The sequence below is a fragment of the Nocardia sp. MDA0666 genome, assembly GCF_003023875.1.
GTDB lineage: Bacteria > Actinomycetota > Actinomycetes > Mycobacteriales > Mycobacteriaceae > Nocardia > Nocardia aobensis.
In genome coordinates, this window is the sequence record NZ_PYHT01000019.1 from 24775 (window position 1) to 41947 (window position 17173).

Annotated in this window: 16 protein-coding genes; 8 read left to right on the forward strand and 8 right to left on the reverse strand. The window is 69.1% G+C overall.

Translation table 11 applies throughout. The annotated features are described in order from the left end of the window. The first annotated feature begins 356 nt into the window (after positions 1-356). The 3 genes from C8258_RS23375 (at position 357) to C8258_RS23385 (ending at position 3320) form a co-directional block, all read left to right on the forward strand. Complete coding sequence (locus tag C8258_RS23375; protein WP_233225277.1) at positions 357-1031, forward strand: response regulator transcription factor; 675 nt, start codon at positions 357-359, stop codon at positions 1029-1031. Continuing rightward, complete coding sequence (locus C8258_RS23380) at positions 1028-2659, forward strand: cell wall metabolism sensor histidine kinase WalK (RefSeq protein ID WP_106957020.1); 1632 nt, start codon at positions 1028-1030, stop codon at positions 2657-2659. The genes C8258_RS23375 and C8258_RS23380 overlap by 4 nt, the downstream gene beginning before the upstream one ends. A 331-nt stretch (positions 2660-2990) precedes the next feature. Continuing rightward, positions 2991-3320, forward strand: a complete 330-nt coding sequence (locus tag C8258_RS23385; RefSeq protein ID WP_158271301.1) for a hemophore-related protein — start codon at positions 2991-2993, stop codon at positions 3318-3320. Between the two features lie 79 nt (positions 3321-3399). On the opposite strand, the gene C8258_RS23390 is transcribed toward C8258_RS23385, so the two are convergent. The 4 genes from C8258_RS23390 to C8258_RS23405 form a co-directional block, all read right to left on the reverse strand. Then, positions 3400-4620, reverse strand: coding sequence for an NADP-dependent malic enzyme (locus tag C8258_RS23390; RefSeq protein ID WP_369974807.1), 1221 nt, complete (start codon positions 4618-4620; stop codon positions 3400-3402). A gap of 547 nt (positions 4621-5167) precedes the next feature. After that, positions 5168-6763, reverse strand: a complete 1596-nt coding sequence (locus C8258_RS23395; RefSeq protein ID WP_369974808.1) for an FAD-binding protein — start codon at positions 6761-6763, stop codon at positions 5168-5170. Between the two features lie 51 nt (positions 6764-6814). Next, positions 6815-7051: a hypothetical protein gene (locus tag C8258_RS23400; protein WP_233225278.1), complete on the reverse strand. Its 237-nt coding sequence runs from the start codon at positions 7049-7051 to the stop codon at positions 6815-6817. Between the two features lie 26 nt (positions 7052-7077). Beyond that, a complete protein-coding gene (locus C8258_RS23405; RefSeq protein ID WP_106957088.1) occupies positions 7078-7932 on the reverse strand; it encodes a PHP domain-containing protein in 855 nt (284 codons plus the stop codon). Positions 7933-7964: 32 nt separating this feature from the next. On the opposite strand from C8258_RS23405, the gene C8258_RS23410 reads away from it, so the two are divergent. After that, the gene (locus C8258_RS23410) at positions 7965-9047 is read left to right on the forward strand and encodes a magnesium and cobalt transport protein CorA (RefSeq protein WP_036504713.1); all 1083 of its coding nucleotides are present in this window, start codon (positions 7965-7967) and stop codon (positions 9045-9047) included. Between the two features lie 3 nt (positions 9048-9050). Here C8258_RS23410 and C8258_RS23415 read toward each other — a convergent pair whose 3' ends face one another. From C8258_RS23415 to C8258_RS23430, 4 genes are all read right to left on the reverse strand, one after another. Next, entirely contained in the window at positions 9051-9650 is a 600-nt protein-coding gene (locus C8258_RS23415) for a suppressor of fused domain protein (RefSeq protein ID WP_106957023.1), read from the reverse strand. Between the two features lie 22 nt (positions 9651-9672). Continuing rightward, complete coding sequence (locus tag C8258_RS23420; protein ID WP_039780463.1) at positions 9673-10164, reverse strand: general stress protein; 492 nt, start codon at positions 10162-10164, stop codon at positions 9673-9675. Positions 10165-10333: 169 nt separating this feature from the next. Further along, the gene (locus tag C8258_RS23425) at positions 10334-11398 is read right to left on the reverse strand and encodes a fused (3R)-hydroxyacyl-ACP dehydratase subunits HadA/HadB (RefSeq protein ID WP_106957024.1); all 1065 of its coding nucleotides are present in this window, start codon (positions 11396-11398) and stop codon (positions 10334-10336) included. A gap of 149 nt (positions 11399-11547) precedes the next feature. Further along, positions 11548-12495 carry a CoA ester lyase gene (locus C8258_RS23430; protein ID WP_106957089.1) on the reverse strand — a complete coding sequence of 316 codons (948 nt, stop codon included), beginning with the start codon at positions 12493-12495 and terminating at the stop codon, positions 11548-11550. A 50-nt stretch (positions 12496-12545) separates the two neighbouring features. Here C8258_RS23430 and C8258_RS23435 point away from each other — a divergent pair, with 50 nt between their 5' ends. From C8258_RS23435 to C8258_RS23450, 4 genes are all read left to right on the forward strand, one after another. Further along, positions 12546-13898: a magnesium transporter MgtE N-terminal domain-containing protein gene (locus tag C8258_RS23435; RefSeq protein WP_106957025.1), complete on the forward strand. Its 1353-nt coding sequence runs from the start codon at positions 12546-12548 to the stop codon at positions 13896-13898. Next, positions 13895-14503, forward strand: coding sequence for a DUF1003 domain-containing protein (locus C8258_RS23440; protein WP_106957026.1), 609 nt, complete (start codon positions 13895-13897; stop codon positions 14501-14503). Before C8258_RS23435 ends, C8258_RS23440 begins: the two co-directional genes overlap by 4 nt. Positions 14504-14666: 163 nt before the next feature. After that, on the forward strand, positions 14667-16109 hold the full coding sequence (locus tag C8258_RS23445; RefSeq protein ID WP_233225297.1) for a lytic transglycosylase domain-containing protein: 1443 nt from the start codon (positions 14667-14669) through the stop codon (positions 16107-16109). 166 nt (positions 16110-16275) lie between these two features. Beyond that, the gene (locus C8258_RS23450; protein WP_036504813.1) at positions 16276-17112 is read left to right on the forward strand and encodes a lytic transglycosylase domain-containing protein; all 837 of its coding nucleotides are present in this window, start codon (positions 16276-16278) and stop codon (positions 17110-17112) included. Positions 17113-17173: the final 61 nt, after the last annotated feature.

The following is a 17173-nucleotide window of genomic DNA, read 5'->3' on the forward strand; positions in this document are numbered from 1 at the left end:
TCCGGCCGATCGCGCCGAGTCGGAGTCATCCCGCGATTCCCGATGTGCCCGCCTCCCCGTACGGGTTGCCCTCCCGCGGTCGCGAACGTTCGTTCGCGCGGCGCAGCGAGGCGATTTCGCGTGCCGCTCGCCTGCTCCGCTGCCGCTTTTCCGATGTGCCGTCGCCGGTAGTCCGACGCCCCGCCACCCGTTCGATGAATCGACGAATTCCCAAGTGCACCAACCTGTTCCGCTATTCCGATACCGATCATTCTCCCTCCGCCCACCGACAAGTAGCGGCTCTCGCGGGAGTGCGCGCACCGGACTCTCGAGCAGTATTCAGCGAGGTCTCAGCCAGTGCGACGAATAATGTGCGGGTGCAGCCGGGACGCATTCTCCTGATCGAAGACGCCGACGCCATTCGCACGGCGGTCGCGGCGGCCGTGCACGCCGCCGGACACGAGGTCCTCACCCGCGAACACGGTGACCGGCTGGAATCCGATCTGGAGCGGTTTCGTCCCGATGTCGTCGTCCTCGACGTGATGCTGCCGGGTCGCGACGGTTTCGGCCTGCTCGAGGTGGTGCGCGCCCGCAGCGGCGCCGGTGTGGTGATGCTGACCGCGCGCGACGGTGTGGAGGACCGGGTGCGCGGACTGCGTTCCGGATCCGACGACTACGTGGTGAAACCGTTCGACCTGGCCGAACTGATAGCACGGATCGAGGCGCTGCTGCGGCGGATGGGACGTATGCACAGCCGCATCACCATCGCCGATCTGGTGCTGGAGACCGATTCCGGCGTGGTGCTGCGCGGCAGCGAACCGGTCAGCCTCACCGCCACCGAATTCAAACTCCTCGCCTACCTCGCCGCCCACCGCGACCGTGTCGTCACGAAAACCCAAATCCTGACCGCGGTCTGGGGTTACGAGGACTACGACCCGAATCTGGTCGAGGTCTACGTCAGCGCGGTGCGCCGCAAACTGGAGGAACACGGCCCGCGCCTGCTGCACACGGTGCGCGGCATGGGCTACGCGTTACGGGCGAATCCGCGATGAGCGGCGACCCGGCGCACACCGCGCCCACCCCACCCGGCACTCCGGACCACTCCGGAGAGTCGAACACGCTCGGACCCGCACCGGCCCGGAACCACGCTTCCGCGCCCCCGGCAGTGGAACCCGGAACGCGTGCACTGCCGACGATTTCGCTGCGGCGCCGGGTAACCCTCACCGCCGCGGTCATTTCCGGGCTCGCCCTGATCGTGGTGGCGCTGGCTGTACACAGTCTGTTCGGGATCGTGGTGGCGCGCAGCGCGAATACGGTACTCACCGATCGGGTCCAGCTGGCCCGGCAACTCGCGCAGCAGAACACCCCGCCCGCGGAGTTGATCGCCCGCGTCGACAATCGCTCGGTACGAGCCCGGCTGGTCCTGGCCGACGGCAGTGTCTACGGCAGCCTCTCGCCCCGGCATGCCGGAGACGGCAGCCCCCGGACCAGAACCGTCACCCTCGGCGGTGGCGGCACAGTGGACCGCGCCCGGCTCACGCTGCAGGTCGACACCCCGCTGTTGACCGCGCTGCGGTCACGACTCGGCCTCGTCCTGATAGGGGTGACCGCCACCGCCATCGTCGCGATCACGGCCGCGCTGTGGGTGGGATTGCGCCACGCGCTGGCGCCCTTGGATTCGATGACCCGGCTGGCCCGCGAGATCGCGCGCGGTGGCCGCGGCCGCCGCCTCTCCCCCACTCGCACGGATACCGAATTGGGCCGCACGGCAAGTGCTTTCGACGAGATGCTGGACGCCCTGGAGGGCGCCGAGGCCCGGGCACGGGCCTCCGAACAGCAGATGCGCGCCTTCGTCGGCGACGCCGCGCACGAGTTGCGCACCCCGATCGCGGGGATCAAGGCCATGGCCGAAGCGGTCCTGCACCAACCCGCCGACACCGGGCCCGAAGATCGCGAACGCATGTATCTGCTGCTGGTCCGCGAAGCCCAGCGCGCCGGGCGCCTGGTCGAGGACCTGCTCGACATGGCCCGCATCGACGCCGGGCTCACGCTGTATCGGCAATCGGCCGACCTGTACGAGCTCGCGCACGCCCAGGTCGACCGCATGCGAATCCTGCACCCCGATATCGCCTTCCGGCTCACCGGCCACACGGTGCTCGTCGTCGCCGACCCCGAACGCGTGGGCCAGATCCTGGTGAACCTGCTCGCCAATGCATGCGAGGCCACTGCACCTGGCGGCGCGGTCTCCCTCACCGTGGGAACGGTCGGCGACACCGCCGGCTCGATGCCCACCGAGCCGATGCCGATCCCAGCGACACCTGCCGACCAGGCGGGTCCCGCCCCCGACACGGGCACCACCCGATCGGACGCGGACACGCCGAACCCGAACGCCTTACAGGGCACCGGAACCGGCGAAGGCCGAGCCGAGATCCGCGTCGCCGACACCGGTCCCGGTGTACCGGCCGCCCAGCGCGAACACATCTTCGGGCGCTTGGTCCGGTTGGATACGAGCCGGGACCGCCGTCGCGACGGGGCCGGGATGGGGCTGGCCATCGCCCGCGGTATCGCCAGAGCGCACGGCGGCGACCTGCGCTGCGTGGAGCCGCCACCCGGAACCGCCGGCGCGGTATTCGTATTGACGCTTCCGCCGGCCCCGCCGGTCACCACAGCCGCGCATTGAGCGCCGACGGCCGTCCTCCTTTCCGAAGCCCGGATGCGAGCCGGGACCGCCGTCGCGACGGGGCCGGACGGGGCCGGCCGTCGCACGCGGTATCGCCCGCGCCCACGGCGGCGACCCTGCGCTGCGCGGAGCCGCCGCAGGGAGCGTCGGGGTGTTCGTGCTGACGCGGCCCGCCCGGAACGCCGGTCCCGGATCGCCGGACGGGCGGCCCGTCCCCCGCCTGAGGATCGGCTGAAGATCGCGTATGCCCACTCGGCGTTTTCAGGGTCCTTTCAGATTCGGCGCGCAGATTCGGATCCGACATCATCCCGTCACGAATGGAGTTACCGGTATGAAGCGCACTGTCGCCGCCCTGCTGGCCGGCACCGCCGGAATCGCCGCCCTGGCCGTCGCCGTGCCCGGCGTCGCCTCGGCCGACGCCGGGCAGTGCAGCCCGCAGGCTCGCGCCCAGGTTCAGGCCCAGACCGCTCCGCAGGTCGCCGCATTCCTGGCGAGCCACCCGGATCTGGCCGCCGAACTGGCCAAGGTGAAGGGGCTGCCGAAGGAACAGCGCAAGGCCGAGATGCAGGCCTACCGCCAGGGCCACCAGCAGGAGCTGAAGGATTTCCGCGGGGTGCGGCAGCCGCTGATCGACTACCGCAAGTCCTGCCACGAGAAGTAGCGGCCGCGCATCGGCATCCGAATACGGCGAGGGCGCCCCGGGAGTTCCCGGGGCGCCCTCGCCGTGTTCGAAACCTTTGTTACGCAACACCTTCCGCACGCGCGGCGGCGGCCACGGCCTCAGCGACCGCCGGCGCGACCCGCGGGTCGAGCGGGCTGGGGATGATCTTGTCGACCGAGAGCTCGTCGGCCACGACACCGAAGATGGCGTTGGCGGCCGCGACCTTCATACCCTCGGTGATCCGGCGCGCACCGGCATCCAGCGCGCCCTTGAACACGCCCGGGAAGGCGAGCACGTTGTTGATCTGGTTCGGGAAGTCGCTGCGGCCGGTCGCCACGATGGCGGCGTAGCGGTGCGCGACCTCCGGGTGGATCTCCGGGTCCGGATTCGACATGGCGAACACGATCGACTCCGGCGCCATCGAGGCGATCAATTCCTCGGCGATGGTCCCGGCCGACAGGCCCAGGAACACATCCGCACCGGCCAGCGCCTCGGCCGCACCGCCGGTGATGCCACGCGGGTTGGTGCGCGCGGCCAGGTCGGCCTTCACCTCGTTGAGGTCCGCGCGGTCCCGGCTGACGATGCCCTTCGAGTCGAGCACGACCACATCCGACACTCCCGCGGCCAGCAGGATGTTCGAGCAGGCCACACCCGCGGCGCCGGCGCCGGAGACGACCACCTTCAGGTCGGCGATATCGCGGCCCTGCACCTTGGCGGCACCGTTGAGCGCGGCCAGCACCACGATGGCGGTGCCGTGCTGGTCGTCGTGCATGACCGGGCAGTCCAGCGCCTCGATGACGCGCTTCTCGATCTCGAAGCAGCGCGGGGCGGAGATGTCCTCCAGGTTCACCGCACCGAAGCTCGGCCGCAGGCGCACCAGGGTCTCCACGATCTCGTCGACATCCTTGGTGTCGAGCACGATCGGAATCGAGTCCAGTCCGGCGAACTTCTTGAACAGCGCGGCCTTGCCCTCCATGACCGGCAGCGATGCCCGCGGACCGATATCACCGAGGCCGAGCACCGCGGTGCCGTCGCTCACCACGACCACCAGCCGGTCGGTCCACGTGTAGCGCTTGGCCAGCGCCTCGTCCTTGTGGATGGCGCGACTCACCTGCGCGACGCCCGGCGTATACGCGATGGACAGATCCCGCTGGGTCTCCAGCGGTGAGGACAATTCCACCGAAAGCTTGCCACCGAGATGGCCGGCGAAAATTTCCTCGTGCGTGATAGCGGACAGATCGGTCGTATCGGTTTCACGGCTCGCTGTAGTGGCATTCGGTGCGTCAGTCACAGATGACACGATTTCACTCCTGCTCGGTCCGGGCTGAACCGGCTCACGGTTACCGCCGGGTTTTCGTATAAAAAGGTCTTCGGAATTCGAACGATGTGCGCCGACCGGGCGTTCACGCGGTCGCGCAAAACCGTTCGGTGATTACATCGCATCGCGTGTTTGCGATCTGGGCTTCTTTGCGATCTGGCCGCGCACGATCCGTCGAGCGAGAACCGGACGGGTGGTCCGGGCAAGGCTATGGGGTGATCCGCGGATCGGAGCCGTGCGTCACGAACCGAAGGTCACCAACCGTCCCGGACCGGGCGGTGGCGTCGGCCGGGAATCCGCAACATTCTGCCAGTAGGAACAGGGAGTTGCAAAATCGCTCCTCGACCGGGGCGCGATCCGCTCGGATGCGGGGCCGGCCCGAGGCCGGGTGTCTACTGCCATCTTCCGAGGGTAGGGCCGCCGAATTACCTGCGCGTAAGGGGAAACTCGCCCGTGCTGGGAAGCAGCGGTGAACAGTCCCACCGGGACCCGGAACGCCGGTGTGAGCTCATGGCGCCCATCCGGCACGTCAGGCCGGGCGCACCCAGATCTCGTTCACGCCGCCGGTGAGCAGGCGGCGGCGCCAGTCGCGGGCCGGGCCGGGATGATCGGTACGCCGATGCAGGCCCCGGGTTTCGGTGCGGGCCAGGGCGCTGTATTTCGTCCAGCGGGCCACCGCCAGCAGTGCCGCGGCCTGCCGGGCCAGAACCTGGTCGGCGCCGGTGCCGCCGAGTCCGTATTCGGTGACCGGCCACATCGCGTCGAGTTCGGCGATGCTGTCGCGCAGGCTGCCCGCACTGCGCCAGTAGCTGCGCCGCAGCGGCAGCGTATGTTCCTGTACCAGCCCGATCACCGCACGAGGATCGATGTCGGTGCGCGCATCGGCGCCGAGGTGCTGATTCAGCCCGGCCCCCGGAACCGGCCGTGCGTCCCCGATCCGGCCGCGGCGGCGCGCGAACCGCGCCGCGCCCGATCCGGCCCACATCCCGGACGAGATCGCCCACCCGCCGCCGTGCCCGTCGAAGCCGCCGACGGCGCCGGTGATCGGTTCCCGCGAGGCCACGTCGCCTGCGGCATACAGTCCGGGAACCGTTGTGGCGCAATCGAATCCGATCAGCCGCACCCCGCCCGAACCACGCACGGTACCTTGCAGGACCGGACGCAACCGCACCCGGCCGGACCGCGGATCGATCGATGTCCCGACGGAACCGGCACCGCTCGCGGACACCGCCGTGGTTCCCGCGGGCGCCACCGACGCCGGGCCGTACCGGACCGCGGGCGCCGGCGGAATGTCGGCGTAGACCGCCTGTCCCTGCGCCAGCGCGGCGAGGGCCGCCGACCGGGCGGTGAAGTCGTCACCGTCGATGCGAGCCCCCGATTCGTCGTACAGGTTCGCGAACCGGGGCTCGCGCAGATCGCTCATCGTGGCGAGTCCGTACGCGCCGGAGAACTCCATCCCCGACAGTTCGGTGCCCGCCTCCACCGCCATCAGCAGCCCCTCACCGGTGTCGACATCGGTTCCGGCGCCGCCGGCCAGGAATGCGCAGCCACCCGTCGCGAGCACCACCGCACCCGCGCGGATCGTCCAGCCGCGGTAGTGGTCGTCGCCGGCCAGCCCACCGGCCCCGCACACCACACCGTCGCCGTCGACCAGCAGATACAGCGCCGGATGGTGGTCGACGACCTGCACACCCAACCGGAACAGCGTGCGCCGCAGCGCCGCCAGATACCGCCGGCCCTCGAGATGGACGCGCGTCGCGAGCCCGTCTCCGGTCTGCCGATATCCCCAGCGCAGCAGATGGGCGATGCGGTGATGCGTTTCGCCGAGCACCCGGTCCATCCACTCGGGGTCGCCGAGGTCGCCGCCGTGCGACAGACTACGCACCAGCGCCCGCTCCCGATCCGGCCCCGGTGGGATATCCCACAGTGCGACAACACCTTTCGATGTCGGGCCACATTCCCCGGAACGGCCCTTGTCGACGAGGATCACCCGCGCTCCGGCCGTCGCCGCCGTCAACGCCGCCCAAGCGCCCGCCGGACCGCCGCCCACCACCAGCACATCGGCGGACGCCTCCGCCGCGATCTCGGATTCCGCGCGAATAGTGGACCGGCTACGCACGCTCACAAAGGAAAATATTCGGCCACAATTCATCCGGCCGCAACTGTTACGCGAAGACTAATTCCACCATTGCGTAACCAATAGGTAACCCGCCGCCACAAAGACGACCAGCGATCCGAAAAACGCCGGAATTCCCCGACGTCGGTCGGAAAAAATTTGCGCGCCGAGTGCCAGCACCGCCATTCCGATATGCCAGGCGACACTGCTCGCGCCCGGTCCCGGAAATCCGCGCCGCACCCCGAGGACCGCCGCGACGACGACGACCGCGGCGAGCACCACCAGTCCGGCGGCCACGGTTCCGCTGAGCGCCCGCACGACTCTCACGAGGCGATCACCGCGACCCCGCTCGCCTTCTCGACCAGACGCTCGAATTGCTCTGCGTCCGTGGTGCATTCACCCAGACCGACGGGTTTGTCGGCGCCGTGATAGTCCGAGGATCCGGTGCCGATGAGGTCCAGTTCGCGTGCCAGCTCGCGCAGCACGGCCCGGTCGGCCGGATTGTGATCGGGGTGATCGATCTCGAGTCCACCCAGCCCGTGCCCGGCCAGATCGCGGATGTCGTCGAGCGCCAGTAGCCGCCCGCGGGTGCGGGCACGCGCGTGCGCGACCACGGTCACGCCGCCGGCCGCCGCGACCATGTCCACCGCCTGCCGCAACGGGGTGTCGGCCTTCTCGACGTAGTAGCGGCCGCGGGGCGCGAGCAGATCGTCGAAGGCCGCGCCGACCGTCGGGACCACACCGGCCTCGACCAGCGCTCGCGCCAGATGGGGTCGTCCCGCCGCCGGGCCCGCGGCCGCGAGGACCGCGTCCGGATCGATCGGCAGGCCGTCGGCCACCATGAGATCGGCCATCGCGCGCACCCGCGACACCCGTTCGGTGCGCAACCGTTCGCGTTCGGCGGCGAAGGCGGCATCGGCCGGATCGAACAGGTAGGCCAGCAGATGCACCGGCACCGGCCAGCCGTCCTCTCCTAGTCCGACGCAGGACATCTCCATCCCGCGCACCAACCGCAGCCCCGCCGGCAGCGCGGCGACCGCCTCGTCCCACCCGGAGGTGGTGTCGTGATCGGTGATCGCCACCACATCCAGCCCCGCGGCGGCGGCCGCGCGCATCAGCTCGCCGGGAGTGTCGGTGCCGTCGGAGGCGGTCGAATGGGTGTGGAGGTCGATGCGCACGCGTTCCATCTTGCCCAACTAGCATCCGGGACGTGCCCTCGATACCGCCGTTTCCCCCGTTCCGTGGCTCCGGGAGGTCGCGGCGCGGGCCGCAGCTGCCCCGGATCCCGGTTCCCACCGCCCGCGCGATAGTCGACTGCGGCGTCTATGTCGACGGCCACCGGCAGTCCGGGCATGTGACCCCGGCGGACGCGCTGGCGCAGGTACGCGAGCGCGGCGACGGCTTCGTCTGGGTGGGTATGCACGCTCCGGACGCGGATCAGATGGCCGAGGTCGCCGAGATTTTCGGCCTGCACGAACTCGCGGTCGAAGATGCCGTGCACGCGCACCAGCGCCCCAAACTGGAACGCTACGACGACACGCTGTTCCTCGTGCTGCGCACGGTGAAATATCTGGAACACGACCCCAATTCGGTCAGCGAGATCGTGCAGACCGGCGAGATCATGATCTTCGTGGGCGCGAATTTCGTGGTCACCGTCCGTCACGGCGAGCACACCGCACTGAAGGTGGTCCGCGAGGAGATGGAGAAGCATCCCGAACGCCTGGCGCTGGGGCCCGGGGCGGTCCTGCACGCCGTCGCCGACCACGTGGTGGATACGTATCTGCTGGTGACCCAGTCGGTCGAAGACGATGTGGAGGGGATGGAGGAAGAGGTCTTCACCCCGCGCAGCCGGCTCACCATCGAGGCCATCTATCAGCTCAAGCGCGAGGTGGTGGAGTTGCGCCGGGCGGTCAACCCGCTGGCGCTGCCGCTACAGGTGCTCAGCCGCAGTTCGGAGCTGCCGATGCCGAAGGAGATCCGCCGCTATCTGCGTGACGTCGCCGACCACCACACCGCGGTCGCCGAACGGATCAGCGATTTCGACGAGGCGCTCAGCGCGCTGATCAACGCGGCGCTGGCGAAGGTCAGCGTCCAGCAGAACACCGATATGCGCAAGATCTCGGCTTGGGCCGCGATGGCCGCGGTGCCCACCATGATCGCCGGAATCTACGGCATGAATTTCACCCATATGCCGGAGCTGTCGTGGACCTACGGCTACGGGATGGTGTGGGTGGTGATCCTGGTCATCTGCGGTGCGCTGTTCGTCGCGCTGCGGCGCAACAAGTGGTTGTGAGGACTACAGATTCGCGGCGGCCCGGTGCGGATCCCGGATGTCGATCCCCGCTTCGGCCCACGCGTCCCGCAGCGCCGCGGCCCCGCGCACTCGGACCCACGCCGCCTCGGTGGCGGTGATCGGCGCGACCGACAGGAATCGCACCGGATCGGCCGGCTCCGGCAGGGGGACCTCATCGATATCCGCCTCGCCCAGCAGCACCGCGGTGAAGGGAGCGTTGTGCCACAGCGGCTCTCCCAGGTCGAGCAGCGCATCCGGTTGCAGCACAACGCCTTCCACCGACGGAGCGGCGATCAGCACACCGAGGCCGCGCGGCAGCCCCGCCTGGGCACCGGCGCCGCCGCGCAGCGTCAGCACCAATTCGGCGCGCGGGCCGCGCACGGGATCGGCCAGGGCCGCCGCGGAATCGGTCATCGGATGCCGGGAGCCACCGAGGGTGACGTAGTGCACGAACTCCCCGTCGGGGATGCGCAGGATGTCGATCGGTTCCAGGCCGAGGAAGGTCACCGACGCGGAGTCGAAGCGCGTGTCGTCGAATCCCGGCCCCGTCCGGGGAATGCCGAAATGCGTCAGTATCGCGGACCGCACCTGATCGAGTTCCATAGCCCTAGAGCGTGCCAGAGCCCTACAGCGCCAGGCGCGCCAGCATATCCCGCGCCTGCTCGGCGACCTTCGGATCGCACAGCACGTCGTAGCGTCCGGCGACCAACTGCATGGTGGAGGCGAAGTCGCGGGTGCCGCGGGTGGCGGCGTACGGGATCACCGCCGAGATGAGCCCGAAGATGACGCCGCCGACCAGGCCGACCACCAGCGGCCCGATCACGCCACCGGTGGTGAACAGGCTCAGCAGCAACCCCAGGAACAGGCCCAGCCAGGCGCCCGAAACCATGCCGCCGCCAATGACTTTGCCCCAGGTGAGCCGGCCCAGCACGCGTTCGACCTGCATCAGATCGACACCCACGATGGTCATGTTCTCCACCGGGAACTGGTTGTCGGCCAGATAGTCGACCGCCCGCTGCGCCTCGGCGTAGGTCGGATAGGAGGCGACCGGCCACCCCGACGGCGGCGTCGGCAAGCCGGGCCGATTGCGATTCGGACTACCCAACGGATTGGTCATAACTCCACGATCCTAGGTCGATATCGCCGCTGTGGCTGGATGCGGCGACCCGGCGGCCGCCCCGCGTGTCCGATTTTACCGCCGAGGAGCATCAAATCGGACATCACACTGCCAGGATCACAGCAGGTGGGCAGCGCTCATCGACCCGGACGAGCCGAGCGGCCCCGCGTCACGCCAAGCGGACCTCGGCGGTGGCCAGTCCGAATATCTTGCGGCCCGCCGACTTCGCGACGACCACCACGACGGCGGTGCGCGCGTGCGGATCGAGGGATTTGATCCGGCCGGTGAATTCGACGACGCCGGCGGACCGGGCATCCACGATCGTGTAGTTCGACAGCCGCACCGCGTATCTGATCAGCGCCCCGGGGTCGCCGAGCCATCCGGTGACGAAGCCCGCGCCGAGCCCCATGGTGAGCATGCCGTGCGCGATGACGTCGGGCAGGCCCGCGAGCGTGGCGACGCCGTCGTGCCAGTGGATGGGGTTGGCGTCACCCGAGACGCCCGCGTAGTTCACCAGATCACCGCGTGTGATTCGCGCGGTGCGAGACGGGAGTTCGTCGCCGACGGCGACGTCGTCGAACCGGACAGCGGTGTGCGGCACTCGTGTTCGCGACACCTCCGAGAAGCGGTGGTCGCGGTGCGGGGCGACGGCGGCGTCCAGCAACTCCGCCTCGGACAGACCCGGCGCGGCCGACGGCGCACCGACGCCGTGCATGATCACCCGTTCGATCGCGCCCGCGATACCCGAGTCGATGTCCTCGCCGGTGACTCCGACCGCGGTCGTGTGCATCGCATGGACGACCTCGTCGAACTGATCGATGAAGGTGTTGGTGACGGTGATCAGATCCTTCCCGGCGATGGTGCGCACCGCGCTGACCTCGACATCGCTCACGAGGCGGTCGCCGGAGACCACCGGCCGATGGAACTCGAAGACCTGATCGGTCTGCACGTACACGTCGTAGCCGGTGATGACGCGTTCGAACAGCCGGCGATTGGCCAGCATCGCGGGAATCGACAGGAAGGTGGGCGGTGCGACCACCGCGCCGTAGCCGTACGCCGCCGCGTCGGCCTCCCGCCAGTGCACCGAGCCGTAATCCTGCACGGCGCGGGCGTACTCGCGGATCTTCTCCCGACCGACCTCGTAGTAGTCCTCGGCACGGTAGGCATATCCCACCAGCGACCGCGTGTATGCCGACGCATCCGCGGTCGCCTCGCCTGTGGTCGCCTGGTCCACGGTTGCCTGGTCCACGATTGCCTCGGACAAGCCACACTCCTCAACGCTCGGCTGCGCAGAGCCTAAGGGCGGCGGAGCCACCGCTCGCCGGATTCGCCCGCCGTTCAAGAGGTTTCACGAGTAACGGGGCGGTCGATTGTGAATTGTCGTTACGCCTGCGGCGGTACGAAACTCGTGGTGCGCGTCATGGCGGCGGCCCGCCCCTTCTCCGCGACGACCTGGGCCATCTTCGCGCTGGCCTCGTCGATCATCTCGTCGCCGAGCATCACCGCGCCGCGGGCGCCGCCGGCGGTCGAGGTGTGGTAGGCGTAGGCGTCCAGGATCTCCTCGGCGCGGTCGTAGTCGGCCTGGCGAGGGCTGAAGATCTCGTTGCACGCCTCGACCTGGGTGGGGTGCAGCACCCATTTGCCGTCGAATCCGAGGGCAGCGGTGCGGGATGCGGCGCGGCGGAAGCCGTCGAGGTCGCGGATCTGCAGATAGGGGCCATCGATGGCCTGCAGGCCGTGCGCCCGGGCGGCGAGCAGGATGGTCATCAGAATGTGGTGGTAGGCATCGCCGGGTTCGTAGCCCTCGGGCTGTTCACCGACCACCAGAGTGCGCATATTGATACTGGCCATGAAGTCGGCGGGACCGAAGACCAGGGTCTGCACGCGCGGACTGGCGGTGGCGATCTCGTCGATGTTGCGCAGCCCCTGCGCGTTCTCGATCTGGGGTTCGATGCCGATGCGCCCGGCCTCGAGGCCGTTGGCCTTCTCCAGCTGGGTCAGCAGCAGATCGAGCGCGCGCACCTGGGCGCCGTCGAGGACCTTCGGCAGCAGAATCGCGTCCAGATCCCGACCGGCACCCTCGACCACCGAGATGACGTCGGCGTAGGTCCACTCGGTGGTCCAGTCGTTGACCCGCACGACCTTGATCTGCTTGCCCCAGCCGGGCGAGTTCAGCGCGGCGACGATATTGGCGCGTGCGGCGGCCTTGGCGGGCGGGGCGACCGCATCCTCGAGATCGAGAAAGATCTCGTCGGCGGGCAAACCCTTGGCCTTGTCGATCATCCGAAGATTACTGCCGGGTACGGCGAGCACCGAACGACGCGTTGACATGGGCGGCTCCTGAATCGTCTCGCGGGGCTGCACCACATAGCCTTGCACTTATGGCAGCAACGAAAGTTTTCGCCGCCAGGCTGGCGGGCCTGGTGGTACTGGGTCCGGACGGCGAGTCTATCGGCCGTCTGCGGGACGTGGTGATCTCCATCCGCTACGACCGCCAGCAACCCCGGGTGCTGGGACTACTGGTCGAATTACCCACGCGCAAACGTATTTTCGTCCCGATGCTCCGGGTCAACGCGATCGAGCCGAACTCGGTCAACCTCAACACCGGCACCGTGAGCCTGCGCCGCTTCGAACAGCGGCCCGGCGAAATGCTGGCGTTGGCGCAGGTACTCGACTCCAAGGTGCGCGTGGTCGATCCCGAACTACCGGACCTCGAAGGGGTGGACGTCTTCGTCGTCGACCTGGGCATCGAACAGAGCCGCACCCGCGACTGGGTGCTCTCACGGGTGGCGGTGCGCGGGCATCGGCGCCTGGGCCGGCGCCGCGAGGTGCACGTGGTCGAGTGGTCGGATGTGCGCGGGCTGACCCAGCACGAATTGAATCTGCCCGGTCAGGACGTCACCCAGTTGCTCGGCCAGTTCGAGGGCCTGCGCCCGGCCGATGTGGCGCATCTGCTGCGCGAACTGCCCGAGAAGCGCCGGATCGAATTGGCCCGGGCCCTCGACGACGAACGTCTCGCCGACGTGGTGCAGGAACTTCCGGAGAACGACCAGGTCGACGTTCTGCAGAATCTGGGCGTCGAACGCGCGGCCGATCTGCTCGAGGCGATGGACCCCGACGACGCCGCCGACCTGCTCGGCGAACTGCCGACGGGTGAGGCCGAGGCGCTGCTGGCACTGATGGATCCCGAGGAATCCGAGCCGGTGCGGCGCCTGCTCGAATATTCGCCCTACACCGCGGGCGGCATGATGACGCCCCGCCCCGTAGTGCTCACCCCCGCGGCGACCGTCGCGGAGGCGCTGGCCCGCATCCGCGACCCGGACCTGACTCCGGCGCTGGCGTCGATGGTGTTCGTGGTCCGCCCGCCGACAGCGACGCCGACCGGCCGCTATCTGGGCTGTGTCCACACCCAGGCGCTGCTGCGCGAACCGCCCGCGACCATGGTGGGCGGGCTGGTCGACAGCGACCTGACCCAGTTGCATCCCGATGCCGCGCTGACGGCGGTCACCCGCTACTTCGCGACCTACAACCTGGTCTGCGGACCGGTGGTGGACGAGGAGAACCACCTGCTCGGCGCGGTGAGCGTCGACGACGTGCTGGACCACCTGCTGCCCGAGGACTGGCGCGAACAGGACGAGGACGCCTCCGAACCGGCGAGCACGATCCATGCGATCGCAACGGCGGGGCGCGCGGCGGACGCCGGTAACGCGACGGCCGGAAGGGCGAAAGCATGACTGAGCGCAGCGAACGCGCGGCCCGCACGGACAAGCCGGTCGCCCGGGCCCGCTTGGAGACGCCGGTCGAATCGCGGTTCCGCTTCGAGATCGACGCCGAGGCGGTGGCGCGGGGCAGCGAGACGGTGGCCCGATTCCTCGGGACCGGCCGTTATCTGCTGTTGCAGACGGTCGTGGTCGTGGTGTGGATCGCGCTCAATGTCTTCGCGGTGAGCCTGCAGTGGGATCCGTATCCGTTCATCCTGCTGAACCTGGCCTTCTCCACCCAGGCCGCCTACGCCGCACCCCTGATCCTGCTGGCCCAGAACCGGCAAGACAACCGCGACAAGGTATCTCTCGAGGAGGATCGCCGCCGCGCGGCACAGACCAAGGCCGACACCGAATTCCTGGCCCGCGAGCTGGCGGCGCTGCGGATCGCGGTGGGCGAGGTCGCCACTCGCGACTATCTGCGCCGCGAACTCGAAGACATCAAAGACGCTCTGGCGCGGCTCCAACTACACGCGCCGCTGGACGACGAAGATGCTGTCGAGACCGCGAAGTCCAAGAAAAGTACCGATAGGAAGAGGGGTCGAGTACCGATTTCGCCTCAAATAGATGGCGGCTGACCGCAATTATCGATAACAACGTGCTGACTGGCAGGTAACCTGGATCACGTTGTCCGTCGCGGCCCCGCGCGTATCAGGTCGCTCAACGACTACGAGGGGATTGGTTGTGCCGATGCGAATATCTGGACCGATTACCGTATCGGCGCTGGTGGTTGCGGGTTTGATGGCTACGGGTTCGGCGGCGCACACGACCGCGCGGACCAGTGCGCCGAAGACGACCGAGGCGCGCCTGGCGGCAGCGAGCTCCCCCACCGACGCCGGCAACTCCGACGCCGAGGCGGTGGGGCTGGTACCCGCCGCTCCCGAACCTCCTCGCAAACTCAGAGCTATGACGGCGCCCGCGGATGGGGCGCCGTTGTTCGGCGGTACCGTTCCGCTGCAGGACATCGCGTTGCCGGGTGGTAGCGGAGCCTTCGGTATTCCGGAGATCGTGCTCGCCGCATATCGCAATGCCGAACTGACACTGCAGTCCTCGGAGCCGAACTGCGGTCTGAGCTGGAGCCTGCTCGCCGGGATCGGGCGGATCGAGTCCAATCACGCCGGGCACGGCCGCACCGACGCCGCGGGCACGACCATCGGCACCATCTACGGACCCTCGCTGGACGGCACACTGCCGGGTAACGAGGTCATCAAGGCCGCAGACGGCAATTTCGTGCGGGCGGTCGGTCCGATGCAATTCCTGCCCGGCACCTGGTCGCTGTACGCGTCCGACGGTAACGGCGACGGTGTCGCGGATCCGAACAACGTCTTCGACGCGTCGCTGGCCGCCGGCAAGTACCTGTGCTCGGGCGGGCTGAATCTGCGTGACCCGCAGCAGGAACTGCGCTCGGTCCTGCGCTACAACAACTCGACGGCCTATGCGGCCAACGTGCTGAGCTGGGCCAACGCCTACAAGACCGGTGGCGCCCCGACCCAGGTGCAGATCTCGCCCGATCTGATTCCGCCGGGCACGATGCAGGTCCCGCCCGCGGGTCCGGACATCCTCGCCGCGAACGGCAGCATTCCGACCACCACCGAGCCGCCGTCGCAGGCCACCACCACCGTGCCCACGCCGCAGCAGCCGACGCAGGTGATGATCAATATCCCCGGCCTGCCGCCGATTCCGTGCGGCATCTTCTGCCCGCCGCCGAAGCCGAATCCGTGCGATCCAGCCGCGGTGCCGGCGCCGATGCCGCAACCCGGGCAACCCGCCCGACCGGCCGCACCCGCCCAGACCCAGCGCTGGGCGGCGGGTGACCCGGTGCGCCCGGTCGATCCGCAGGCCGCCGAGGGCAAGCCCGCCGATCCGAACGCGCCCGCGAATCCGAATGCGGCCCCGGCCGATCCGAACGCACCGAAGCCGGCCGCACCGGCGTGTACGCAACCGCAGGGCCAGCCCGCGCCCGGCACCCAGCCCGGCGCACCCGCACAGCCGAACGGCGCACCGGCACCGGCCGCACCCGAGCAGCAGTCGCAAACGCCGTCCAAGACACCGGAACCCGGCCCGGAGGCGGCGGCGCCCGCACCCGCCGCGCCGCCGAGCCCGACACAGCAGCCGGGGATCACGCTGCCGTTCGGAATCGTCGTCCCGCTGCCGGTCCTGCCGGGTCCGCCGCCGGCGCCGTAGTAGTCGCCCGACACCTTCGTTCGACCCGAAACCCCCGCTGAGGCGGGGGTTTCGGCGTAAACGGGACAGGCGGTCACGAAGCAGTAACGAAAAGGTCTCGGATGCGGTAATCTGATCTCGTTGTGTCACGAAAAGCTCACAGCGAGCATTGGAGGGTCACCACATCGTGGGACGTCACCGTAAGCAGCCGGCCACCCCTGTCCGGCGCGGATCCGTTATCGCTCTGACCGGCCTCGTCCCCGCGGGACTCGTGGCTGTCGGCGCCTCCGCCGCCGAGGTCAACACCGGCGAATTCACCGCTGTGGCGCTGCCGCAACACACCCCGGATGCTCAGCAGGCCGTGGACCAGCAGGCCGCGCCGGACGAAATGATGCGCGCCGCAAAGCATCCCGGCCCGCCGATCGTGAAAACCGTTGCGCAGCCGGAAGGCCGGGTCGCCGCGGATCTGCCGCCGGGGCCCAACGGTCTGCCGGGCATCGCCTACGCGGCCTACCAGAACGCGGAACGCGTTCTGGCCCAGGAGCAGCCGGATTGCCATATGCCGTGGTCGGTGCTGGCCGGTATCGGACAGGTCGAGTCGCACCACGCCTACGGCAAGGCCGATTCCAAGGGCGTCGCGCTCGATCCGATCTACGGGCCCGTCCTCGACGGGAGCCTGGCAGGCAACAACGTCGTGCACGCGACCGGTGACGATCTCGACGGCGGTATGCACGGTTTCACCCGCGCGGTCGGCCCGATGCAGTTCCTGCCCGAGACGTGGCGCAAATACGCCGGGGACGGCGACGGCGACGGCATCGCCGATCCGCAGAACCTGTTCGACGCCGCCCTGACCGCCGGCAACTACCTCTGCTCGGGCGGACTGGACATGTCGGATCTGTCGCAGCAGTCCAAGGCGATCATGCGTTACAACAACTCGATGGCCTACGTCGCCAACGTGATGGCGTGGGAGGTCGCGTACCGGACGGGTGTGGCGCCCAAGCCCAGCCAGCTGCCGCGAATCTGAGCCGGACGGTAGCCGGCCAGGCTGCCCCGAACGGCTCCGTCGCCACGGTCGCTAGACTCAG